This is a genomic window from Paenibacillus sp. FSL L8-0158 (genome assembly GCF_038592965.1).
GTDB lineage: Bacteria > Bacillota > Bacilli > Paenibacillales > Paenibacillaceae > Paenibacillus > Paenibacillus polymyxa_D.
This window is the reverse complement of sequence record NZ_CP151949.1, coordinates 1-23,955: the sequence shown is the minus strand read 5'-3', so window position 1 is coordinate 23,955 and position 23,955 is coordinate 1. Positions and strand designations below refer to the sequence as shown.

The following is a 23,955-nucleotide window of genomic DNA, read 5'->3' as shown; positions in this document are numbered from 1 at the left end:
CCGGGAACCTGGCGTCGCGGATTGTGCAGAGTGGAACAAGCGCGCCTTCCTGTTAGCCGGTGATAGAACCGCTTGTATCGGACAACCCAATCAGAAGCTGCTCCACGCATAATTGCCCGTTGACGTGAAAACGGAGCTTCTTCCTGCAATTCGCGGCCAAATCCATATAAGAGACCCATTGTTCCGTGCTGCGGGTGATTGCCAATTTGGAGACGGACTCCAAATGATCTATGAAAACAATGCTTTCGTGCCTTCCGTAACGGAAATGAAGCATATCCTTAAACCACAAATGAAACAGATGAAACAGAATATCCAGGTGTTCAGAAAGTCCAGTCTTAAAAATCTTCTGTTGAGCCAGAATAATAGACGAGCTCCCCCGACTCATGGACTCCTTCACTAATTGTAACACTACGTTTCTAATTTCTGCAAACCAATTCTGCTGGAGAATTTCTCTACATGATTCCAGTCCTGAAGCAATATGAACGACCGATCGGACAAGCCCTGCCGTATAGCCTTCCCCAATTAATGCTTGCATCATCACTTCTGGCTGTAAAGCGTGGAAAGGAACCTGTTGCGTCCGTGATTGAATTGTAGGCAGCAACGCCTGTCCATTTTCAGAAATGAGTATACCGACCACTGGAATCTGGGGCTCCTCCAGAAATTTAAGTAAGCTATTAGCAGCTTGCACTGTCATGGTATCCGCCTGTCGAATGATATATACCTTCGGATTGGAGCTTTCAGATTTGTAAGAAAATATACGTTGAAGCCCGCGAATCTGATCAATTTTAATCGTAGCTCCATCCGGCTCTACAATATGCAAATCTGGATGATTCCCGTGCTCTACCTTGCGGCATGACAAACACTCCCCACATGCATCATCTGTCTGTCGCTCACAAAATAAAGCCTTAGCAAAGATCTGCGCCATGTTCATCTGCCCGCTTCCCGGCGGCCCGCTAAAAACATAGGCATGGTTGACCGTATGATTCCGCAGTGCACTTTGCAGCATTTTTTTGGCTACATCCTGGCCCATTATATGTTGAAAAGACATATTTCCTCACTTTCTCCACTGAAAACAACTGTGATCCCTCGGTTAATCGTTGTTTTTCCGGGCATGTACATAGTCAAAAATAATCTGCCAGCATGATCAGCAAGCAGATTATTTCTTCATGGCAACAGCCCGTCTGTATTCATCTATAACATAAGTCTGCATTAAAATGAGAGATTAATCAGCAATCCTCTGATCTCACCGACCCCTTGCAAAAGCTCAATCTTGCCTTGCTCGGTTTCGAGCAGTTCATCTGCCATTTTGAGCAACAGCTCATCCACTTCATCAATCAGCTTATAACGTTTGCTGCGTCCCCGGCGATCCCAGCCCTTCGTGTCCTTCATGGACACGCCTCGCCGAACTGTATCTTCCAAAAACCGTTTAACCAGCATCTTATAGGCCTTCAGCTCACGAATCGTCATTGAACGTGCAAGACGATCTCCCTGCATTTGTATTTCCTTAAAGCGCCGATTCAATTCCTCCTGCGAAGCTTGCTCCCCATTTTGCTGCATAACGTCGGAGAAGCTCTTGGGCTGAATTGGCTTTGCACTCATTTCATTTGTAGACAATGTACTTTGTAAAGGGCGATAGCCCGGATTTATTTTCATATAAACCTGCTTTCTCCCCGGATGCTTCCACTTTCCCCCTTCATGAACAGTTCAACCTAGAACTCAGGGTTTTTTCGGCTTTCCGGGGACTGCGCTGTAGCGCTGCCGTTTTAGTGGATCTGCCCTCATTCCTATCATGTAGGAAGATACAGGCGATTCCCCTATCATATCGGCAGAATAGGCCCTATTGTGTAGATTCAGAAATGCTCGAAACGGTCTACAGGCATCACGAATACCGTCGCTCCACCCACCTGCACTTCAACAGGCAACGGCAAATAGGAGTCCGTCGTCCCGCTCATAGGGGTAACGGGTGTGACCAGCTGTTCACGAACCTTGCAACTGCTGCGAATGACGTTCATTAATGAGTCCACCTGATTGTCATCAACACCGATCATAAATGTCGTATTACCTGCACGCAGAAATCCTCCTGTGCTCGCCAATTTGGTAGCACGGAAATTAGCTTTCACCAGTCCGCTGGATAATCTATTACTGTCCTTATCCTGTACAATCGCAATAATCAGCTTCATCCTGTATTCCTCCTTCAAGTCATATTAGAGACAACCTTGTCCCTAGCTCAATTTTACCGTATATCCTTCGACAATTATATGCTAAAATTCTGAGCAAACCGTTTTTTCAGCAAATCCTTCAATACTTGCTCCACCTGCTCTGGCGCCGGAGATGCATCAACAATTGTAATTCGCTCTGGAAATTTGCGAGCCAAGTCCAAATATGCCTCTCGTACCTTATGGTGAAACGATATACTCTCCATGTCGAGGCGGTCCATTTCTGCTCCTCGTGACGCATTAATTCTTGCCAATCCCAGTTCGGGCTCAATATCCAGATAAAATGTGGCATCCGGCTCCCAATCATCTACCGCAAAGCGATTAATTGAAGCTACCTCTTCAATTCCGATTCCTCTTGCAAACCCTTGATAGACTAAGCTACTATCCACAAAACGATCACATAAAACGATAGCTCCCTGTTCAATAGCCGGCTTTACCTTCTCCACCAAATGCTGACGCCGCGCCGCCGCGTATAAAAGTGCCTCCGTTCGAGCATCCATACTGGTATGAGCAGGGTCCAAAATGATAGAGCGAATCTTTTCGGAAATTTCGATGCCACCCGGCTCCCTCGTCGTGATGACTGGATAGCCTTCTTCCTCCATAAACTTCGCCAGCCGTTGAATCATAGTTGTTTTACCGGAGCCGTCTCCCCCCTCCAGCGTAATAAAAATGCCTTTGCGATTCATGTTATTCCCTGCTTTCCTGCCTGAAAAATAAAAGTCACCCATAGGTACGTATGCTTCTTTTATTCAGTCTTCTGTATTTGTTAAGTCTCTAGTATCTAATCTTTATTGTAAACGGAATACCCGAATTGTAAGCATCCTTTCATCTGCTACCCCGTGCCATTTGGCTCCTAGCTCACGTAAACGACCCATCCGCAGTGCAATCGCTTCTGTAATCGTTTCTCCTGCATATAGCAGTGGAATACCTGGAGGATACGGGATAATCATTTCGGCCGCTACCCTGCCAGCGCATTCCTCTACAGGCACGGTCTCCATCTGATCCGGGATAATCGGCCGAAGTCCAAACGGCACCGGAATAGAGTATCCCTTCATTCTATCATTGTTCCACGTGGAAAAATCTAATTCGAGTCTTTGCTGCTCTTTTTCCGTTGGTCCCGGCTCACCAGCCGCCTCCTTAAATCTTATATCATTATTTATATGCACAAGAGCCTGCAACAGGTGACTCGCATCCTTAGCCGTAGAGCCTAACGTAAACAATAAAACAACATGTTTTTCGTCGCTCATCTCTGGAGTACATCCGTAAGTCTCCAACTCATGCTTGAGTCCAAACCCATCCAGTATACCCCAAGTATCATACAGCACCAATTTAAAAGGATCCTGGGTTGAATATCCGCTTATTCCCTCCTCAGCCCTTTCTAGGACCTCAGAGATTCCCCTGTGAGCGTCTTCCCCCTCTAGTTCCTGCTGTGTAGGTTCTAACAAGCGAAAGCGTGGGAGCTGCTCTAGGCCCTTTCTAAAAGCATCTGCCGCCGCTAAGCCCATGGTAAAAGCATCTGCTCCATACGCCTCTATATACCATCTTGCCAAATCCAATGAAGCCATTAACGGATAAGAAGGGCTAGAGCTTTGCACCATCGCCAACCGCTGACGAAGCAGTCCCCGATGGATTCTCTCTCCCTGCACATGTAACATGGCCCCCATGGTCATGGCTGGAAGCATTTTATGTGTCGACTGGACGACTACATCAGCCCCGCAGGATAGCGCAGAGGCTGGCAAACGAGGATGCAGCCCATAATGGGCACCGTGGGCCTCATCTACCAATAGCGGCACATGGGCTGCATGGCAGACCTTAGCCGTTGCCGTCAGGTCATGTCCCATCCCATAGTAATTAGGTAGTGTAAGTAACACCCCTTTAGCCGAGGGATATGTCTTCAGTGCAGCCTTTATTGTATCCGCCGTTGGGGCAACCGCCAGTCCGCTCAGTGTATCTATTTCCGGATCCAGGAATACCGCATTAGCCCCTGACAGCATGAGACCGTTCAGGACAGATTTGTGTACATTTCTCTGTACCAGCAGTAAATCTCCCGGCTCCGTACATACAGTTAAAATCATAGCCAAATTACCGACCGTGCTTCCTCCAATTAGCCAAAAGCTCTCTTCAGCGCCAAAGCACTTTGCAGCCAGCTCTTGCCCTTCACGAATCACACCTTCTGGGTGATGCAAATCATCCAGTCCAGTAATTTCTGTCGCATCAATAGACATCACTTCTTGCAACAGAGATGCAATATTTTCTTGCTCATATACTTGTCCATTTTTATGACCGGGTACATGGAAAGAAGTATTGCCCTGAGTCCGGTAACGTATTAGAGCTTCCATTAATGGTGCGTGTACCGCCTTTTTCCCCATCATTCTGCAATCCTTCCAAACAAAGCTTTATATCTACCTTATTTTATCGTAAAATCAAGCGGAATCCTACTTTTACTCACAGAAAAAAAGGCCCGTATCGACAGACCTTGAATGCCAATCCTTCAAAGACTAATTAGCAAAGGATATTATGCATTTTTCTGTACCCAGATTTGCTTTAGTTGATCAATAAAAAAATGATATTTGGCATCAGTTGCATCCGTGTGTACCATTTCAGCTTCACACGTATCACAGATAAACTCGGAAACGATAAAAATGCCTTCATGCTTGTGCTGTCCGCATATAATACAGCGGTGGCCGCCTTGATCATGCATATCCATCCCACCTTGTTTCTTTTACTATTAGTATGGGGCACTTTCTACTATTTTAAACCTTTTCATAGCTCAGTTTGACGATATACTCTATATATATTCCTTCTGGGCCATTATGGTGTTTGTACCCTGTATGTTTAAAAAACAGCCGTCTATGCCGATATAATAAGAAAAGCTCTTATGTATGGATACCCTTTCATCGGAGACTTGAACACTTCACCAGTGATAGCTTTTCCAGTAATTATAGAGTAGGCTAGCTAACACTGGATGTCGATCATTCTGTATTTCTACAAAAACGATTAAATGCTTATTTAAAGCGGCATGAGCGAAGTACCGTCCCTTTTTCCGGCTGTGGACGGGAAGCCACTTGTGATGCAGTAGATTAATGAAAGGACTGTTCGCATGACAGAGGAAACCGGAACCAAAGCTACCTACTATCACTACAAGCTCATTAAAAAAATCAGTATACCGCGTCAACTAATATGGAGTCACATCACACTGCCTATTATTATGCTTCTCTTTCTGCTTCTAGCCTTTTCCTGGACTAGCGTGTTTTTGTTTGCTCTTGCCTTTTTCCTAACCTTATGGGTACACTTCGTAATCTCACGATCTGTCCTATACATTGGTGGCGGAACATCCTTCCGCAAACGCTGGGCATTCCACCGTAAATTACCTTGGCTAGGCTATATGACAGACCAGTACATAGGCTATAGCATCTTTCGTCGTGTGCACATACATACCCTCTGGATCGGTATCTGCTTATCAGGCGTATTCATTCTCTGGTCTCCACCAGCCTTTACGGTATCCTTACTCTTCTGGCATCTATGGCTTATTGCACCGCGTCTATACATCCTCAGTCGGCTTACGGGCGAGAGAAAAGACGGCATGTTGAAGTTTACCGATGAAGATGCCTCATATTACCAACAGTAAATCTAACCACTCATACCCGTACAGATAAAAAATTCGGATCTGAACTAACCTACAACGACATAGACTGAAGCAATAAAAAAGGAGCAACCTCAACCGGTTACTCCTTTTTTTGCGACTTAACAACTATAATCGCTTTATTCTCTTATCAAGTAAACCTTTCCTCACCTTTATCCTCGTTATTAATGTAGAGCAATTATTCAACATGCAAATATATAAAAGGAAGCCACTCCCTACTCAACGGCAGTTCTGAGTGCTTCCCCATATCCGATCTCATCATTCATCATTATACACAGCATCAATACGCTATGAGTTTACTATAAATATGATCTACATTAAGTCCTATGCTGCTTACTCGGTTGAAAACCGTACGCCTAATTAAGATCCACGCTTTTGCTCTTCACAACAGCCTTTCTGTCTTTTGGAACCAATACAGTAAAAGAACCATCATGCACAGACAAATGCACCATGTGTTTATTTTTCTGAAACACCTTCTGATTGGAGGTGGATAAATTCGGTTCCTCAGTCCAGCCCCAAGCTGCAATCTCCTCTAGATAAGGAGCAGGTAGACTATCACTTTCCTTCAACGCTGGCAGTGCATAGCGAACATAGTCCATGTCCGAATTACTGCTGGCCCGATCGGTTTTACTAGCTTCTTTGGGAACCGGAAACGTCTTCTCATTGGCAGCACCCTCAAACGATGTCCAAGAAGGCTCCTCTTCCACGCACCCGGTAAGAATCGCGACAGCGACACTGAATAGCACCAATAGAGCAAGCCATTTATTTCGCCGCATGATCTTCCCTCCTTACCAGCCTGATTGATTATACAAAAATCCTATGATGGAGTTTGCATAATTCTGCAATAATGCAGCGTGTGTGTATGGGATTCAATACCTATATTATACAGGGTTTACTCTTACATTCCGTAACAAAAATGTTACCTTCCTTTTGTAAGGATATTTCTAAAATATACGTATATGCAAAAGAGGACCATGATCTCATTGAGATCATGGTCCTCTTTACCTGTTGCTTGGCGACGTCCTACTCTCCCAGGACCCTGCGGTCCAAGTACCATCGGCGCTGGAGGGCTTAACGGTCGTGTTCGGGATGGGTACGTGTGGAACCCCTCCGCTATCGCCACCAAACATGAATTTGCTACGCAAATTCTTCCGTATTGAAACTCGGTTCATCACAGCTGTGTGAATGAATTTCAATGCGTATTTCGTATGCATTTCTACATACCTTCAAGGTTACACCCTGAAAACTGGATCCGAAACTCATTTGCGTTTTATCTTAGGATAAGCCCTCGACCGATTAGTATTGGTCAGCTCCATGCATTACTGCACTTCCACCCCCAACCTATCTACCTCGTCGTCTTCAAGGGGTCTTACATACTGGGAAATCTCATCTTGAGGGGGGCTTCACGCTTAGATGCTTTCAGCGCTTATCCCTTCCGTACATAGCTACCCAGCGGTGCTCCTGGCGGAACAACTGGTACACCAGCGGTACGTCCATCCCGGTCCTCTCGTACTAAGGACAGCTCCTCTCAAATTTCCTACGCCCACGACAGATAGGGACCGAACTGTCTCACGACGTTCTGAACCCAGCTCGCGTACCGCTTTAATGGGCGAACAGCCCAACCCTTGGGACCTACTTCAGCCCCAGGATGCGATGAGCCGACATCGAGGTGCCAAACCTCCCCGTCGATGTGGACTCTTGGGGGAGATAAGCCTGTTATCCCCAGGGTAGCTTTTATCCGTTGAGCGATGGCCCTTCCATGCGGTACCACCGGATCACTAAGCCCGACTTTCGTCCCTGCTCGACTTGTAGGTCTCGCAGTCAAGCTCCCTTCTGCCTTTGCACTCTTCGAATGATTTCCAACCATTCTGAGGGAACCTTGGGGCGCCTCCGTTACTCTTTAGGAGGCGACCGCCCCAGTCAAACTGCCCACCTGACACTGTCCTCGCACCGGATCACGGTACCAAGTTAGAACCTAGATACGATCAGGGTGGTATCCCAAGGATGCCTCCTCTCAAGCTGGCGCTCAAGATTCTACGGCTCCCACCTATCCTGTACAGATCGTACCCAAATTCAATATCAAGCTGCAGTAAAGCTCCATGGGGTCTTTCCGTCTTGTCGCGGGTAACCTGCATCTTCACAGGTATTAAAATTTCACCGGATCTCTCGTTGAGACAGCGCCCAAGTCGTTACGCCATTCGTGCGGGTCAGAATTTACCTGACAAGGAATTTCGCTACCTTAGGACCGTTATAGTTACGGCCGCCGTTTACTGGGGCTTCGGTTCATAGCTTCGCCCGAAGGCTTACCACTCCCCTTAACCTTCCAGCACCGGGCAGGCGTCAGCCCGTATACTTCGCCTTGCGGCTTCGCACAGACCTGTGTTTTTGCTAAACAGTCGCTTGGGCCTTTTCACTGCGGCCCCCTCGGGCTATTCACCCTACCGAGGCACCCCTTCTCCCGAAGTTACGGGGTCATTTTGCCGAGTTCCTTAACGAGAGTTCTTCCGCGCGCCTTAGAATTCTCTTCTCGCCTACCTGTGTCGGTTTGCGGTACGGGCACCTTCTCCTGGCTAGAGGCTTTTCTTGGCAGTCTGAGATCATGACCTTCGCTACTATAATTTTCGCTCCCCATCACAGCCCAGCCTTACGATGTGCGGATTTGCCTACACACCAGCCTCACTGCTTAGACGGACATCCATCAGTCCGCGTCACTACCCTACTGCGTCACCCCATCGCTCATAACGGATTACGGTGGTACAGGAATTTCGACCTGTTGTCCTTCGACTACGCCTATCGGCCTCGCCTTAGGTCCCGACTTACCCTGAGCGGACGAACCTTCCTCAGGAACCCTTAGGCTTTCGGCGGATCTGATTCTCACAGATCTTTTCGTTACTCATACCGGCATTCTCACTTGAATGCAGTCCAGCGCTCCTTACGGTACACCTTCAACCCGCATTCAACGCTCCCCTACCCCTGATGCAATGCATCAAGCCATAGCTTCGGTGGTGTGTTTAGCCCCGTTACATTTTCGGCGCAGAGTCACTCGACCAGTGAGCTATTACGCACTCTTTCAATGGTGGCTGCTTCTAAGCCAACATCCTGGTTGTCTGTGCAACTCCACATCCTTTCCCACTTAACACACACTTGGGGACCTTAGCTGATGGTCTGGGCTGTTTCCCTTTCGACAATGGATCTTAGCACTCACTGTCTGACTCCCGGAACTAAATCTATGGCATTCGGAGTTTGACTGAGCTTGGTAACCCTTGCGGGCCCCGCACCCAATCAGTGCTCTACCTCCACGATTCTTCTTTCCGAGGCTAGCCCTAAAGCTATTTCGGGGAGAACCAGCTATCTCCGGGTTCGATTGGAATTTCTCCGCTACCCCCACCTCATCCCCGCATTTTTCAACATGCGTGGGTTCGGGCCTCCAGTGCGTGTTACCGCACCTTCACCCTGGACAGGGGTAGATCACCCGGTTTCGGGTCTACGTCCACGTACTCATTCGCCCTATTCAGACTCGCTTTCGCTGCGGCTTCAGCTCTTCACCTTAACCTTGCACGGGAACGTAACTCGCCGGTTCATTCTACAAAAGGCACGCCATCACCCATAGATCGGGCTCTGACTTCTTGTAAGCACACGGTTTCAGGATCTATTTCACTCCCCTTCCGGGGTGCTTTTCACCTTTCCCTCACGGTACTGCTTCACTATCGGTCGCCAGGGAGTATTTAGCCTTGGCAGATGGTCCTGCCGGATTCATACGGGGTTTCACGTGCCCCGCACTACTCGGGATCCGTCTCGGAGGGAACAAGTTTTGAACTACAGGGCTTTTACCTTCTCTGGCGGGCCTTTCCAGACCTCTTCATCTAACCGGTTCCTTTGTAACTCCATGTGAGACGTCCCACAACCCCAAGGAGCAAGCTCCTTGGTTTGGGCTAATCCGCGTTCGCTCGCCGCTACTGACGGAATCACTATTGTTTTCTCTTCCTCAGGGTACTTAGATGTTTCAGTTCCCCTGGTCTGCCTCTATTCTGCCTATGTATTCAACAGAAAGTGACTGTCGATGAAGACAGTCGGGTTTCCCCATTCGGACATCCCCGGATCAAAGCTTGCTTACAGCTCCCCGAGGCTTTATCGTTGTTCGCCACGTCCTTCGTCGGCTCCTGGCGCCTAGGCATCCTCCGTGTGCTCTTTGTAGCTTAACCTAGTATTTACATCGTAAATACGATTTGCTTTGAGTTTCGGTTCAACACTCACGTGTGAATGAAATTCAAGGCAGCTACCTTTATTTCACTTGTTTACACAAGATCAGCTTAAAGGAATATTCTAAAACGCAATTTCGTTTCGGTATCCAGTTTTCAAGGTGCAATTCGCTTCATCGAAGCGAAACCTGATGAATATTTCGGTTCCACACGGATGTGTGAATGAAGTATTCGTCGAAGCTTGAGAGTTTGAGCTCTCAAAACTGAGCAACGAGTGAGTAAGTTCAGGATATTCATTTCATTCACACGAACGTGATGAACCGAATTGAATATCCGGTCGCAGGTACATGTACCTGCTGATTTGAATGTTTCCATCGCAGGAAACGATTCTCCATAGAAAGGAGGTGATCCAGCCGCACCTTCCGATACGGCTACCTTGTTACGACTTCACCCCAATCATCTACCCCACCTTCGGCGGCTGGCTCCCTTGCGGGTTACCCCACCGACTTCGGGTGTTGTAAACTCTCGTGGTGTGACGGGCGGTGTGTACAAGACCCGGGAACGTATTCACCGCGGCATGCTGATCCGCGATTACTAGCAATTCCGACTTCATGTAGGCGAGTTGCAGCCTACAATCCGAACTGAGACCGGCTTTTCTAGGATTGGCTCCACCTCGCGGCTTCGCTTCCCGTTGTACCGGCCATTGTAGTACGTGTGTAGCCCAGGTCATAAGGGGCATGATGATTTGACGTCATCCCCACCTTCCTCCGGTTTGTCACCGGCAGTCTGCTTAGAGTGCCCAGCTTGACCTGCTGGCAACTAAGCATAAGGGTTGCGCTCGTTGCGGGACTTAACCCAACATCTCACGACACGAGCTGACGACAACCATGCACCACCTGTCTCCTCTGTCCCGAAGGAAAGGTCTATCTCTAGACCGGTCAGAGGGATGTCAAGACCTGGTAAGGTTCTTCGCGTTGCTTCGAATTAAACCACATACTCCACTGCTTGTGCGGGTCCCCGTCAATTCCTTTGAGTTTCAGTCTTGCGACCGTACTCCCCAGGCGGAATGCTTAATGTGTTAACTTCGGCACCAAGGGTATCGAAACCCCTAACACCTAGCATTCATCGTTTACGGCGTGGACTACCAGGGTATCTAATCCTGTTTGCTCCCCACGCTTTCGCGCCTCAGCGTCAGTTACAGCCCAGAGAGTCGCCTTCGCCACTGGTGTTCCTCCACATCTCTACGCATTTCACCGCTACACGTGGAATTCCACTCTCCTCTTCTGCACTCAAGCTCCCCAGTTTCCAGTGCGACCCGAAGTTGAGCCTCGGGATTAAACACCAGACTTAAAGAGCCGCCTGCGCGCGCTTTACGCCCAATAATTCCGGACAACGCTTGCCCCCTACGTATTACCGCGGCTGCTGGCACGTAGTTAGCCGGGGCTTTCTTCTCAGGTACCGTCACTCTTGTAGCAGTTACTCTACAAGACGTTCTTCCCTGGCAACAGAGCTTTACGATCCGAAAACCTTCATCACTCACGCGGCGTTGCTCCGTCAGGCTTTCGCCCATTGCGGAAGATTCCCTACTGCTGCCTCCCGTAGGAGTCTGGGCCGTGTCTCAGTCCCAGTGTGGCCGATCACCCTCTCAGGTCGGCTACGCATCGTCGCCTTGGTAGGCCTTTACCCCACCAACTAGCTAATGCGCCGCAGGCCCATCCACAAGTGACAGATTGCTCCGTCTTTCCTCCTTCGCCCATGCAGGTAAAGGATGTATCGGGTATTAGCTACCGTTTCCGGTAGTTATCCCTGTCTTGTGGGCAGGTTGCCTACGTGTTACTCACCCGTCCGCCGCTAGGTTGTGTAGAAGCAAGCTTCTACACAACCCCGCTCGACTTGCATGTATTAGGCACGCCGCCAGCGTTCGTCCTGAGCCAGGATCAAACTCTCCATTAAAGACCAACCGAAGCTGGTTTATAGAAAGAGCGATAAGCTCATTTTGAAACTGACGAGATAAAATATCTCTTGTTTGATTTTGCGAACAAAATCGTTTTACTCACTCGTTGTTCAGTTTTCAAAGATCAAACATTCGTTGTCCGCCTCGGCGTTTCTTTCAACCCCTCAGCAACTTTTATAGTCTATCATATTCCCTAGAGTAATGTCAACACTTTTTTAAAAAAGTGTTTTTCACTCTTTTTGATAGCACTTGAAGCGACAAGAATTAATATATCATACTTTCCTTGCATTATGCAACTCTTTTTTTTAAATACTTAGTTAGGTAACAATACACTCGATATAAAGCTCTCTTTGCAGCATTAAGTTAATGATTTCTCCATCTACTTGAATCAACGGCCGAGTCGGATGATCTCGATCAGCAAATATAATTTCCCCTGTACGGTTATCATTGAGGCGCACCTTGGTTCCATTATTGAATTGGGTTAACTTATGAATAAACACTTGTACGACATTGGGGTCCAGCTTTCCAAATGATTCTGATTTAATTTGCTCTAGGACCAAATAGGGTGATTGAGCAGGTCGGTATGTTTTCTCCAGAGTCATGGCATGGAATACATCAGCCACTCCGACGATTTTAGCATAAATGTGGATTTGTTCTCCTTTAAGACGCAGTGGATATCCGGTACCGTCCACTTTCTCATGATGCTGAAGAGCTGCCAAACGTACACCTTCATTAATGGCTTTCACATTTTTAAGCAACTGGTATCCTAGTGATGTATGACGACGTATTTCTTCTTGCTCTTCCCACGTTAGTTTTGAGGGCTTGTACAAAATGGCCGGGTCCATTTTAGCGTTCCCTATGTCATGAAGCAATCCGGCAAAAGCCACCTGCATCCAATCCTTCTGAGGTAATCCGATCCATTGTGCAATGGAATAGGAAGTAAGGGAGGTTAGCACGGCATTGTGAAAAATATAGTCCACTTCGATCATGGCGGGCGGAGTATAGGTCATTACACTATAGCGCTGAATGTGCATCAGTAAGGACTCCAATTGTCCTCGCAGTTCATATATAGATAAATTAGAGACGAGTACCGATTGAAATGCATTCTTAACGAGCATCACCATTTTGTCATACTCATCTTGAAATTGTTCAGATTCATCTCGTCCATCTAACGAAGGTCCTTGCGATTCAGATGTTCCAGATCGAACTGTCGTAGACTCGCTACTGGATTTTATAAGATCATCAGTCCCTACCTCAACCTGCTGGATCAGGAACGCCTGTAAAATCTCCAAGTCACGTGGCAGCAGAATGCGCCCTTTCGGTAGCAGCAAGCTGCCCATTTCTGTAAATACATCGCTTTGCAATCTAAGTCCTGCTTTTAATTCGGATACGGGTACAGTTGTCATGGTCAACCTCTCTGTTCTCACAACAGCTGCTCCAGCTGCCAGTTATGTTGTCATTATATTACTTGGGAATGATCCTGTACATTCATTTTATGGCATTTAAAGCATACTTGTCTGAATTCGTTAGCCAGAAAAAGAAAAAGAGACTCCCTAACCAAATAGTCAGAGAGCCTCTTCCTTCTAAAAATTTAATAACTACTGTTACTCTATATTCGGGCTCTTATTCACCCTCAGAAGATTCTGGGTCGTTACCTTCCGTATCTTCTGTATTCGTTTCGAGAGTTGGTTCAACAGATGATAGAGATAAGCCTTCTCCAGCTTCCCCATCCTCTAATAATTCTTCAAGCAGTTCATCCTGCTCCTCATTCTTGTTCGCTCGACAAACCGTTGCAACCGAATCATCATCGCGGATATTAATCAGCCTTACCCCTTGTGTATTCCGACCCATCGTGGAGATTTCCCCCATGCTAGTCCGAATCAAGGTGCCACTAGCTGTAATGATCATCAGATCCTCTTCGGTTTTTACAACTTTGAGACCGACAACCGGACCATTTTTATCCGTAACATTAATCGTCTTGATCCCCTTGCCTCCACGGCTTTGGATACGATAATCCACAACAGGAGTACGTTTGCCATAACCCTTGGACGTTACAATCAGGATATCCAGGCTGGTATCCACGATATCCATACCAATTACAGCATCACTCTCATCAAGACTAATCCCTTTAACCCCTGTAGCGCTACGGCCCATAGACCGTACGTCACTTTCAGGGAAACGGATAGACATGCCTTGTGCTGTACCAATAATCATTTCCTGCTGTCCGTCCGTCAGCTTCACTTCGATCAGGGCATCATCTTCACGCAAGTTAATGGCGATCAAGCCACCTTTGCGGATATTTGCATAATCGTCAAGGGGTGTCTTCTTAATAATTCCATGCTGGGTCGCAAAGAATAGATAGCTATCCTCCACAAACTCCTCAATTGGAATTACCGCATTGATCGACTCACCCTGTTCAATCTGAATCAGGTTAATAATTGGTGTCCCCCGGGCTGTCCGGCTTAGATCAGGAATCTCATAGGCCTTAATCCGATATACCTTACCCTTGTCGGTAAAGAATAACAAATGATGATGTGAATTCGTAATGAACAGATGCTCTACGAAATCCTCATTTTTGGTATCCATACCCACTACACCACGACCACCGCGTTTTTGACTGCGATAAGTAGTAACAGGAAGGCGTTTGATATATCCCGTATGGGTTACAGTAATAATAACATCTTCACGCGGAATGAGATCCTCATCCAGAATACTCTCTTCACCCACTGTAATTTCAGTGCGACGTTCATCAGAGAAACGTCCTTTAAGTTCATTCAGCTCTTCGCTAATGATGTTGAGTACCAGATGCTCGTTCGCCAAAATCTCGCGATATTCCGCAATCTTTTGTATTAGCTCGTTATATTCGTTCTCGATCTTCTCACGTTCCAAACCGGTTAAGCGTTGCAGACGCATATCTAGAATAGCCTGAGACTGCTCAAGAGTGAGCGAGAAACGCTCAATCAGTCCTTCACGAGCTGCTTCTGCAGTTTGGGAAGAACGAATCAAGGCAATAACTTCGTCCAGATGGTCAAGAGCAATGCGCAAGCCTTCCAGAATGTGTGCTCTAGCTTCGGCTTTTTTCAGATCAAATTCTGTCCGTCGACGAATAACTTCGACCTGATGTTTGAGATAATGATACAAGACATCCTTCAGGTTCAGAATCTTCGGTTCGTTGTTTACAATGGCAAGCATATTAATACCGAAATTCGACTGCATAGCTGTATGTTTAAACAAATTATTCAGAACGACATTCGGGTTCACGTCTCTACGCAACTCAATAACGACACGCATACCCGTACGGTCCGATTCATCACGGAGATCCGTAATGCCTTCAATACGTTTGTCACGTACTAATTCGGCAATTTTCTCAACCAGGCGAGCCTTATTCACTTGGTAAGGTAGCTCATGCACGATAATCCGTGCTTTATTGCCGATCTCTTCTATGGTGGTCTTCGCACGCATGGTCACAGATCCGCGGCCCGTCTGGTACGCCTGACGGATACCAGAGCGTCCTAAAATATAACCTGCTGTCGGGAAATCCGGCCCTTGAATATAATCCATAAGTTCCATCGGCGTAATGTCAGGGTTTTCGATCAGTGCTTGTACACCATCGATAACCTCTCCCAAGTTATGCGGAGGAATATTGGTAGCCATCCCGACTGCAATCCCACCGACCCCATTCACCAGCAAGTTAGGATAACGTGCAGGTAATACAACAGGCTCGTTCTCTTCACCATCATAGTTCGGCATAAAATCAACGGTCTCTTTGTTCAAATCACGTAGCATTTCCATGGCAATCTTGGACAAACGTGCTTCGGTGTAACGCATCGCTGCCGCCATATCTCCATCCACGGAGCCAAAGTTACCGTGTCCATCCACCAACATATAACGCAGGGAAAAATCCTGCGCCATCCGCACCATCGTATCATATACAGCCGTATCACCATGGGGGTGATATTTACCGATAACTTCGCCGACAATTCTTGCCGATTTTTTGTAAGGCTTATCTGGCGACATGCCTAGCTCGGACATCGCGTACAAAATACGACGGTGCACCGGCTTCAGTCCGTCCCGCACATCAGGCAAGGCACGGCTAACAATAATACTCATGGCATAATCCATAAAGGATTCGCGCATTTCCACTCCGATATCCCTATTAATGATTTGCGAGTTATTTTGATCCGCCATGCTGGTCCCCCTTCTTATCCTTCAATACAATGCTCTCTATGTGAAAAGCCTAACAAGATACTGCCTATACACTCCGCTCTCTGCGCAGGACTTTGGCTGAAATCCTTATCTGTATAATTATATTACTTTCACAAAAAGAGCACAATTAAACGCATCTGTCCTCTTTACAGCGTAAATCCCTCGTCATTCTCTTTCTGCCTGTAGCAGATCGCTACTCTCTTGTACAACTCACAAGCCCTGATTATAACAAATTCCCCAGAGCTGGGGATTAGCCCCCACCCTAAGGGCCTTTTCCACATACAATACGTATACGGTCAGGGTTCACTTAGCAAAATTCCGAAAAACGCCGTATTTCTCTATTATATCATTGTTTTACGCACTTGTCCTTTAGTTTCCCTTGTTTTGTCAAAGTGTTGCGGATTCCAAGTACATGACTCATATTTCGAAAAGAAAGGGATGAGATTACTTGTCTATTCAGCGAGTATCCAGTAAGTGGACCAAAACCAACGCCATTCTGCCCAATCCGACATTGGCCGCTTATGTACCAGAAACACGATTGTACACATTTGATCACTTGAACGAAATGTTGGCCGTGTACGGCACTGTCTATATTAAGCCAGATAACGGTACTTATGGAAAAGGGGTTATGCGGGCAGAGAGGCTGACAGAGCCGCTCCCACCGACAGAAGAAGGAATCATCGAAGAGAGAACTTGGTATGTGCTTCGCTATGAAGTAGATACCTTCACCTTCGAAAGTCTAGAAGATCTGCATAGAGTAGTTTCCTCCCGCATACGAAAACGTCCATATCTGATCCAGCGTGGAATTCCACTTCTTCAGCATGAAGCACGCCCCTTCGATCTGAGGGTATTAACCCAGATGAACTTGAGACACCAATGGGAAACAACGCTTATTGTAGGACGCGTAGCTGCTCCTGAAAAAGTCGTCACCAATCATCACAGCGGTGGGACAACGCGCTTTTTCAATGAGCTGGTCGCTCCATACATGGATGTAAAGGAAGCTGTACGACTGGAGCAAAAATTATCGAAAATGGGCGAACGGGTAGCCTGGCAGTTGCAAAAAAAATACCCACGTTTAAGGGAAATTGGATTAGATGTGGGACTGGATCAGCAAAATTATCCGTGGATTCTGGAGGTTAATACGAGACCAGCAATCAAGGTGTTCTCTTCCCTTCCCAACAAAAGCCTCTATCATAAAATATTCAGATATGCAGTAGGCTACGGCCGGTACTCTTCATCCACAGGTAAACCGGTACGTTCTAAGAAAAAGGCCTAAAACAATGAGATTAAATATTCAAATACACCCGGGCTGGTTAATGACAAGAAAAGGGACGCCCCTCTGGGCGCCCCTTGTGAACTCTTACAAAATACTACCTAATGAGCACGTAATATAGCCACTAGGAAGGACCATCACACATTAAAAATCGAGATTTTTCACGTACTTCGCATGTTCTTGGATAAAGTCACGACGAGGTTCTACATTATCCCCCATCAGGGTATTGAACAGTGTATCAGCCAGCATCGCATCACTGACAGTTACCTGAAGCATAGTACGACTCTCAGGGTCCATCGTTGTTTCCCAAAGTTGGGTCGCATTCATCTCACCCAAACCTTTATAGCGCTGTACATTGTACTTCGCGTTTTCTCCAAATTCCCTGATGATCTCATCACGTTCCGCCTCGGAGTTCGCATAACGTACAACTTTGTTACGCTCTACTTTGAATAGTGGCGGCTGAGCAATATAAATATAGCCTGCATCAATGATTTTACGCATGTACCGATAGAAGAACGTCAGCAACAACGTACGAATATGGGCACCATCGACATCCGCATCTGTCATGATGATGACCTTGTGATAACGGGCTTTGGCGATGTCAAAGTCGTCTCCGATCCCTGTACCCATTGCTGTTACCATCGACCGGATTTCATCACTGGACAAAATACGGTCCAAGCGTGCCTTTTCAACATTCAGGATTTTACCGCGAATCGGCAAAATAGCTTGAAAGTGACGATCGCGACCCTGCTTGGCCGATCCCCCTGCTGAGTCACCTTCGACGATGTACAGTTCACTAATCGAAGCATCCTTAGAGGAACAGTCCGCCAGCTTACCCGGGAGTGAACTGATTTCAAGCGCACTTTTACGACGTGTAAGCTCACGCGCTTTACGCGCTGCTTCCCGGGCACGTGCTGCTTGTAATGATTTATCAACCACGCGGCGGGAAACAGACGGATTTTCCTCTAGGAATTCCTGGAGTTTCTCTGCGAATAGGGATTCGACAATCCCTCGCACCTCACTGTTACCCAGCTTTGTCTTGGTCTGACCCTCAAACTGTGGTTCTGGAATTTTGACGGAGATAATCGCCGTCAATCCTTCACGCACATCGTCACCAGTCAAGTTGGCGTTATTGTCCTTAATCAAGCCATTTTTACGTGCATAATCGTTAATAATTCGAGTTAATGCACTCTTGAAGCCTGATTCGTGGGTTCCGCCCTCATGGGTGTTGATGTTGTTGGCAAAAGAATAAATATTTTCGGTATAGCTGTCGTTATATTGCAATGCAACTTCGACTTGAATCATATCCCGCGAGCCTTCGACATAAATCGGCTGTTCATGTAGCGCTTCTCTTTTTTGATTCAAGAATTGCACATATTCACTGATTCCGCCCTCGTAATGGAATGTATCGCTGGCTCCTGTCCGCTCATCAGTCAAGCTGATTGCTATGCCTTTGTTCAGGAAAGCCAACTCACGAATCCGCGTTTGGAGCGTATCATAATCATATACGGTCGTTTCTGTAAAGATTTGATCGTCCGGATAGAAGGTCGTTTGGGTACCCGTCTCGTCTGTATCACCGATGACTCTGACATCATACTGCGGAGCACCACGGTGATATTCCTGCTCATACAGATGTCCGTCCCGTTTAACATGAACGATCATTTTGCTGGAGAGAGCATTCACTACCGATACCCCAACCCCATGCAGACCACCGGATACCTTGTACCCTCCGCCTCCGAATTTACCACCTGCGTGAAGTACAGTCATAACGACTTCCAGCGCAGATTTTTTCATTTTGGCGTGCTCGCTTACCGGAATACCGCGTCCGTTATCTGTAACGGTAACGCTGTTATCTTCGTGAACCACAACTTGAATGCTGTCACAATAACCCGCCAGCGCTTCGTCAATGCTGTTGTCCACAACTTCCCAGACCAGATGATGGAGACCTTTGGCGCTCGTGGAGCCAATATACATCCCGGGACGTTTCCGAACCGCTTCCAGGCCCTCGAGAACCTGAATCTCGCCCGCATCATAAGACGGTTGATTCATAGACATGCCTTTCACCTACTTCTATAGATTCTATGGTTAAGCATTGGCAACAAACTGGTTTGCCCGCTTTTTGAGTGTTGTTGAGGAGATGGGGGAATAATACACCGTATTCTGAGTCACTACGATGGACTTGGCTTCCTCTTCGCCAATCATCTCGACATGCTTTTGTTGTTGGGCGTGGTTCACGTATTGCTTGGAGATTTTGGAGGATTTTTCAATCGAGATATCGAAAATAGCCACAAGCTCTGACGAGCGGATGATTTTTTCTCCACCCAGATGAATATACATAGCAGTCACTCACTCCTTAGTGTTCCACATGCCCGTCGTGGACGTGATAAATATTGGCATCCTTGAGCCGTTCTGCGTTCAAAGTCTCAACCCCGGTTGCCGTGATAAAGGTCTGTACCTTGCTTTGGAAAGTCTCGATCAGCTGTGTCTGGCGATAGGGGTCCAACTCGGACAAAACATCATCCAGCAGCAAGACAGGGTATTCACCAATTTCCTCATGAATTAACTCTATTTCGGCCAGCTTCAAGGACAGGGCCGTCGTCCGCTGCTGCCCCTGAGAGCCATACGTATGCACTTCTCTGCCGTTAATGGCAAAGGCCAAATCATCACGATGGGGTCCCGCCAAAGTCATGCCACGGCGGATTTCCTGTTCCCTCATTTGGGATAACTTTATCATAAATCGCTCCAATAAGACAGCTTCATCTTCTTCCTCTGGCTCACTGAAGGAGGGAACATAGGTTAATTTTAACTCTTCTGTCCCACCTGCGATCCCTTCATGAATGGCCTGAGCCCACTTTTGTAGCTTTGTTATAAATTGTTTCCGCTTTTTAACAATTTTAACACCATGCTCAACAAGTTGCTCATTCCATACCTCTAGCATCAGCTGCACTGATGCCATATCCTTACCCCAAGCTTGCTTGAGTAGATTGTTTCGCTGAACCAATACTTTCTGATATTGCTGCAAATGATACAGATATCCTGGCGCAACCTGTCCGATTTCCATGTCAAGAAACCGGCGGCGAACCCCCGGTGTTCCTTTCACAATTTCCAGATCCTCAGGTGCAAACATGACCACATTTAACGAACCGATAAAATCGCTCAGTTTTCGCTGCTCCAGTCCGTTGATCTTTGCCTTTTTGCCTTGTGTGGATAACGAGAGATCCAGTCTGATTTTCCCGTATTTTTTATCCACATCCGCAGCTAGGTGAGTGGAAGTAGCCCCGAAAGAGATTAACTCCTTGTCGCGGGACGTTCGATGACTTTTGGTTAAAGCCAGTACAAAAATAGCCTCTACCAGATTCGTTTTGCCCTGGGCATTTTGTCCGATCAGCAAATTAACGGGACCAAATTCATTCAGTTCCAGCTGCTCATAGTTCCGGTACTGCTGCAAAACAATGTTGTTCACAAACACATAGGGTCCCCCTTGTTACTCCGTACCTAAAAGGAGTCCTTGCCACCCAGGCGATCATGCTCCTGCTGTAACTTCGAAACTTCCGTTGTCCTCTACTTCTACGGTATCACCCGGGTACAGTTTTCTTCCACGGCGTTCTTCCGGTTCACCATTCACACGGACTTGTCCCTCTTGCAGCAGGGCTTTAGCCATACCTCCTGTGGATACACAATCGGCTAATTTTAAAAATTGATCGAGCTTGATGTATTCGGTCTGTATAGATATCTGTTTCAAGGCTTGTTCATCCTTTCGCTTGTCCTCGGGTGGGTTAAGTTAAATGTCAGTTGGTTGTGCGATATGGCAGGATGATATACAGCGCATTGCTGGAATCTGCCGGTTTTAAAATAATGGGACTCATAATACCGGTAAAAGCAATCGTCAGCTGCTCGCTGTCAATCACCTTCAGCACGTCAAGCATGTATTTGGAGTTGAACGAAATTTTGAGCGGCTCTCCCTCAAATTTGGACACAGTTACTTCCTCACGCACTTTGCCAAGCTCAGAGGAGCTAGAGGAAATTTCCAAACCGCCATTTTCCAACGACTGCATTTTTACGATATTCGTTTTTTCCTCACGGGACAGCAAATAAGCACGGTCAATTGACTCACTTAAACTTTTTGTATCCACAATCAGTTCTGTTTTGTAGGAGGTCGGAATAATTCTAGAAGTATCAGGATAGGTGCCGTCCAGGATGCGGGAATAAAATAGAACCCGATCTACTTTGAATAATACCTGATTGTCCGCTACTACGATATCCACAAGCATATTTTGGTCTGGAATAATTCTGCTCAGCTCATTCAGCGTTTTGCCCGCAATGACAACATTGCTAAAACGCAAGCCTTCAGACGTCTCCAAATGAGCGCTGCGGGTGGCAAGGCGGTGGCGGTCCGTTGCGACAAACTTCAGTTCCCCCTCAGCCAGATTCCACAATACGCCGGTTAAAATCGGTGTCGTTTCGTGGGTGGAGATGGAGAATACCGTCTGTTTAATCATATTTTTAAGCAAATCTCCTGGCACAGAGATGACTTGGTTTTCTTCAATGTTGGGAAGCACCGGGAATTCTTCAGGATCTAGGCCAACAATCTGAATTTCAGTTGCACCGGACGAGATAAAGGTTTGGAATTGGTCTTTTACCTCCATACGGATCTCCTGCGAAGGCAACTTTTTGATAATTTCGACAAAGAATTTGGCAGGCAGCACCACACTGCCGGGTTGTTCGACCTGAACGACAGTTTGGTCACCATCCTCCATCGGAATGAAGGATTGAATCGAGATGTCTGTATCGCTGGCGGTCAGCGTTACTCCCTGGTGATTCACATCCAGCTTAATACCACTCAGAATTGGAATCGTAGTCCGACTTGATATCGCTTTGGATACATGTTGTATAGCCTCGTTCAAAACGTTTTTCAGAATGCTGATCTTCATAAGTTCCTCCTACGGGTTTTAATCCTTCAAGCACGCGTTGACGCGGGCCTTATTTAGGTGATGTATATCTTTAAAATATATTAGTAATAGTAATAGGCGCACTGAATATGTGGATAAGTCACTGTAACCCTAATAAAATCAAGCCTATCCACATGTGTATAAATTGTGTATAGGCTCTGAACTTGTTCAGGTTGGATTTTTGATTTTTTCTATTAGGTTGTTGATAACTTTAAACAGATCCTGATCCACTTGAATGGATTTGGAGATTTTTTCGTGCGCATGAATGACAGTCGTATGATCACGCCCACCGAAAGCTTCACCGATTTTTGGCAAAGAATAGTCGGTTAGCTCACGAGACAGGTACATGGCAATCTGTCGTGGAAAAGCTACAGCCTTCGTCCGCTTACGCGCTTTAAAATCCTCCAGCCGTAAATTGTAAAATTCCCCGACTTGGTGCTGTATATCCTGGATCGTGATCATTTTCGGACGACTGGACGGGATAATGTCCTTCAACGCCTCAGCCGCAAGATGACTAGTTACATCCTGATTGGTTAAGGAGGAATAAGCGACAACGCGAATAAGCGCCCCTTCCAGCTCACGGATGTTTGTATCAATTTGATTAGCGATATACATCATGGCCTCATTGGGAATATCCAGGTTTTCTGCCCGCGCCTTTTTCCGAAGAATAGCAATTCTCGTCTCCAGATCCGGCGGTTGAATATCCGTTATGAGTCCCCACTCGAAGCGAGAGCGCAGCCGTTCTTCCAGCGTTGGAATCTCTTTAGGTGGCCGATCGCTTGAGATTATAATCTGCTTGCGTTCCTCATGAAGCGCGTTGAACGTGTGGAAAAATTCCTCCTGCGTCGATTCCTTACCCGCAATGAATTGAATATCATCAATCAGCAAAATATCAATGTTGCGATATTTATTCCGAAAACTTTCCCCGCGGTTGTCCCGGATGGCATTAATGAATTCATTCGTAAACTTCTCCGACGATAAATAAACGACCTTGCTGGCCGGATTGTGCTCCAAAATATAGTGTCCGATAGCGTGCATCAGATGCGTTTTTCCCAGCCCTACACCACCGTATAAAAACAGCGGATTGTAAGCTTTGGCCGGCGCCTCGGCGACGGCCAGCGATGCCGCATGGGCAAAACGGTTCCCCGATCCAATGACGAATGTATCGAATGTATATTTGGGATTCAGCATATGGGACACAGCTTCTTCATGAACGACCGGCTGCTGCTGAGGTTGTTGCTGAAGGTCGACCTCGGCGGGCTTGTTCTCTTCAATAACGAACTTGACCTCTAGTTGTTTGCCCAAAATCTCATAAACCGTTGCTCCGACTAGCTTGGTATAGCGGCTTTCAAGCCATTCCACGGCAAAAGTTGTCGGTGCAGAAATCACAATGGAGTGGTCATTTAGTTTCGCTGCCTTGGTAGCCTTAAACCAAGTGTCGTAACTTGGCTTACTCAGCTTGGTTTGTATGATGGATAGAATTTGCTGCCATAGTTCAGAGGTATGGCTGTCCAC

General features: G+C 46.9%; 17 protein-coding genes and 3 rRNA genes. 2 read left to right on the top strand and 18 right to left on the bottom strand.

Annotated elements, in window-relative coordinates:
- Nucleotides 1-52 precede the first annotated feature (52 nt).
- The 6 genes from holB to NSQ68_RS00075 all read right to left on the bottom strand — a co-directional run bounded on the left by holB (nt 53) and on the right by NSQ68_RS00075 (nt 4,917).
- Entirely contained in the window at nt 53-1,048 is a 996-nt protein-coding gene (gene holB, locus NSQ68_RS00100; RefSeq protein ID WP_023986424.1) for a DNA polymerase III subunit delta', read from the bottom strand.
- A gap of 161 nt (nt 1,049-1,209) precedes the next feature.
- Nucleotides 1,210-1,653, bottom strand: a complete 444-nt coding sequence (locus NSQ68_RS00095; protein WP_013308108.1) for a YaaR family protein — start codon at nt 1,651-1,653, stop codon at nt 1,210-1,212.
- A gap of 197 nt (nt 1,654-1,850) precedes the next feature.
- Nucleotides 1,851-2,180, bottom strand: a complete 330-nt coding sequence (locus NSQ68_RS00090; protein ID WP_007427998.1) for a cyclic-di-AMP receptor — start codon at nt 2,178-2,180, stop codon at nt 1,851-1,853.
- 74 nt (nt 2,181-2,254) lie between these two features.
- Nucleotides 2,255-2,902, bottom strand: a complete 648-nt coding sequence (tmk, locus tag NSQ68_RS00085; protein ID WP_342427619.1) for a dTMP kinase — start codon at nt 2,900-2,902, stop codon at nt 2,255-2,257.
- Between the two features lie 102 nt (nt 2,903-3,004).
- Nucleotides 3,005-4,588 carry a DegT/DnrJ/EryC1/StrS family aminotransferase gene (locus NSQ68_RS00080; RefSeq protein WP_342427618.1) on the bottom strand — a complete coding sequence of 528 codons (1,584 nt, stop codon included), beginning with the start codon at nt 4,586-4,588 and terminating at the stop codon, nt 3,005-3,007.
- A 143-nt stretch (nt 4,589-4,731) separates the two neighbouring features.
- On the bottom strand, nt 4,732-4,917 hold the full coding sequence (locus NSQ68_RS00075) for a sigma factor G inhibitor Gin (RefSeq protein WP_023986422.1): 186 nt from the start codon (nt 4,915-4,917) through the stop codon (nt 4,732-4,734).
- Nucleotides 4,918-5,316: 399 nt separating this feature from the next.
- Between NSQ68_RS00075 and NSQ68_RS00070 the strand changes: the two genes are divergently transcribed.
- Nucleotides 5,317-5,844, top strand: a complete 528-nt coding sequence (locus NSQ68_RS00070) for a hypothetical protein (RefSeq protein ID WP_307354288.1) — start codon at nt 5,317-5,319, stop codon at nt 5,842-5,844.
- 371 nt (nt 5,845-6,215) lie between these two features.
- On the opposite strand, the gene NSQ68_RS00065 is transcribed toward NSQ68_RS00070, so the two are convergent.
- The 6 genes from NSQ68_RS00065 to gyrA all read right to left on the bottom strand — a co-directional run bounded on the left by NSQ68_RS00065 (nt 6,216) and on the right by gyrA (nt 16,200).
- On the bottom strand, nt 6,216-6,635 hold the full coding sequence (locus tag NSQ68_RS00065) for a hypothetical protein (RefSeq protein WP_013308104.1): 420 nt from the start codon (nt 6,633-6,635) through the stop codon (nt 6,216-6,218).
- Nucleotides 6,636-6,869: 234 nt separating this feature from the next.
- Nucleotides 6,870-6,986 (bottom strand): 5S ribosomal RNA (rrf, locus tag NSQ68_RS00060).
- Nucleotides 6,987-7,135: 149 nt separating this feature from the next.
- Nucleotides 7,136-10,061 (bottom strand): 23S ribosomal RNA (locus NSQ68_RS00055).
- A 394-nt stretch (nt 10,062-10,455) separates the two neighbouring features.
- Nucleotides 10,456-12,011: ribosomal RNA gene (locus NSQ68_RS00050) — 16S ribosomal RNA — on the bottom strand.
- The 16S, 23S and 5S rRNA genes sit together here, the layout of an rRNA operon.
- A gap of 318 nt (nt 12,012-12,329) precedes the next feature.
- A complete protein-coding gene (locus NSQ68_RS00045) occupies nt 12,330-13,418 on the bottom strand; it encodes an HD-GYP domain-containing protein (RefSeq protein ID WP_307351658.1) in 1,089 nt (362 codons plus the stop codon).
- Between the two features lie 217 nt (nt 13,419-13,635).
- Nucleotides 13,636-16,200, bottom strand: coding sequence for a DNA gyrase subunit A (gene gyrA / locus NSQ68_RS00040; protein WP_342427617.1), 2,565 nt, complete (start codon nt 16,198-16,200; stop codon nt 13,636-13,638).
- A gap of 466 nt (nt 16,201-16,666) precedes the next feature.
- On the opposite strand from gyrA, the gene NSQ68_RS00035 reads away from it, so the two are divergent.
- Nucleotides 16,667-17,494, top strand: a complete 828-nt coding sequence (locus NSQ68_RS00035; protein WP_307350458.1) for a YheC/YheD family protein — start codon at nt 16,667-16,669, stop codon at nt 17,492-17,494.
- Between the two features lie 141 nt (nt 17,495-17,635).
- On the opposite strand, the gene gyrB is transcribed toward NSQ68_RS00035, so the two are convergent.
- From gyrB to dnaA, 6 genes are all read right to left on the bottom strand, one after another.
- Nucleotides 17,636-19,546: a DNA topoisomerase (ATP-hydrolyzing) subunit B gene (gyrB, locus tag NSQ68_RS00030; protein ID WP_013308100.1), complete on the bottom strand. Its 1,911-nt coding sequence runs from the start codon at nt 19,544-19,546 to the stop codon at nt 17,636-17,638.
- Between the two features lie 30 nt (nt 19,547-19,576).
- A complete protein-coding gene (locus NSQ68_RS00025; protein WP_007433255.1) occupies nt 19,577-19,828 on the bottom strand; it encodes an extracellular matrix/biofilm biosynthesis regulator RemA family protein in 252 nt (83 codons plus the stop codon).
- A 16-nt stretch (nt 19,829-19,844) separates the two neighbouring features.
- Nucleotides 19,845-20,960 carry a DNA replication/repair protein RecF gene (gene recF, locus NSQ68_RS00020; RefSeq protein WP_342427616.1) on the bottom strand — a complete coding sequence of 372 codons (1,116 nt, stop codon included), beginning with the start codon at nt 20,958-20,960 and terminating at the stop codon, nt 19,845-19,847.
- Between the two features lie 54 nt (nt 20,961-21,014).
- A complete protein-coding gene (gene yaaA, locus NSQ68_RS00015) occupies nt 21,015-21,233 on the bottom strand; it encodes a S4 domain-containing protein YaaA (RefSeq protein ID WP_023986416.1) in 219 nt (72 codons plus the stop codon).
- 46 nt (nt 21,234-21,279) lie between these two features.
- On the bottom strand, nt 21,280-22,422 hold the full coding sequence (dnaN, locus tag NSQ68_RS00010) for a DNA polymerase III subunit beta (protein ID WP_029518977.1): 1,143 nt from the start codon (nt 22,420-22,422) through the stop codon (nt 21,280-21,282).
- A gap of 186 nt (nt 22,423-22,608) precedes the next feature.
- Nucleotides 22,609-23,955, bottom strand: a complete 1,347-nt coding sequence (gene dnaA / locus NSQ68_RS00005) for a chromosomal replication initiator protein DnaA (protein ID WP_250241425.1) — start codon at nt 23,953-23,955, stop codon at nt 22,609-22,611.

Bases quoted from the DNA above. Each gene is read 5' to 3' on its own strand.
- holB (WP_023986424.1), bottom strand. From the start codon at position 1,048: ATGTCTTTTCAACATATAATGGGCCAGGATGTAGCCAAAAAAATGCTG.
- NSQ68_RS00070 (WP_307354288.1), top strand. From the start codon at position 5,317: ATGACAGAGGAAACCGGAACCAAAGCTACCTACTATCACTACAAGCTC.
- NSQ68_RS00080 (WP_342427618.1), bottom strand. From the start codon at position 4,588: ATGATGGGGAAAAAGGCGGTACACGCACCATTAATGGAAGCTCTAATA.
- NSQ68_RS00045 (WP_307351658.1), bottom strand. From the start codon at position 13,418: ATGACAACTGTACCCGTATCCGAATTAAAAGCAGGACTTAGATTGCAA.
- NSQ68_RS00025 (WP_007433255.1), bottom strand. From the start codon at position 19,828: ATGTATATTCATCTGGGTGGAGAAAAAATCATCCGCTCGTCAGAGCTT.
- NSQ68_RS00065 (WP_013308104.1), bottom strand. From the start codon at position 6,635: ATGCGGCGAAATAAATGGCTTGCTCTATTGGTGCTATTCAGTGTCGCT.
- dnaN (WP_029518977.1), bottom strand. From the start codon at position 22,422: ATGAAGATCAGCATTCTGAAAAACGTTTTGAACGAGGCTATACAACAT.
- gyrB (WP_013308100.1), bottom strand. From the start codon at position 19,546: ATGTCTATGAATCAACCGTCTTATGATGCGGGCGAGATTCAGGTTCTC.
- tmk (WP_342427619.1), bottom strand. From the start codon at position 2,902: ATGAATCGCAAAGGCATTTTTATTACGCTGGAGGGGGGAGACGGCTCC.
- NSQ68_RS00090 (WP_007427998.1), bottom strand. From the start codon at position 2,180: ATGAAGCTGATTATTGCGATTGTACAGGATAAGGACAGTAATAGATTA.
- NSQ68_RS00095 (WP_013308108.1), bottom strand. From the start codon at position 1,653: ATGAAAATAAATCCGGGCTATCGCCCTTTACAAAGTACATTGTCTACA.
- gyrA (WP_342427617.1), bottom strand. From the start codon at position 16,200: ATGGCGGATCAAAATAACTCGCAAATCATTAATAGGGATATCGGAGTG.
- NSQ68_RS00075 (WP_023986422.1), bottom strand. From the start codon at position 4,917: ATGCATGATCAAGGCGGCCACCGCTGTATTATATGCGGACAGCACAAG.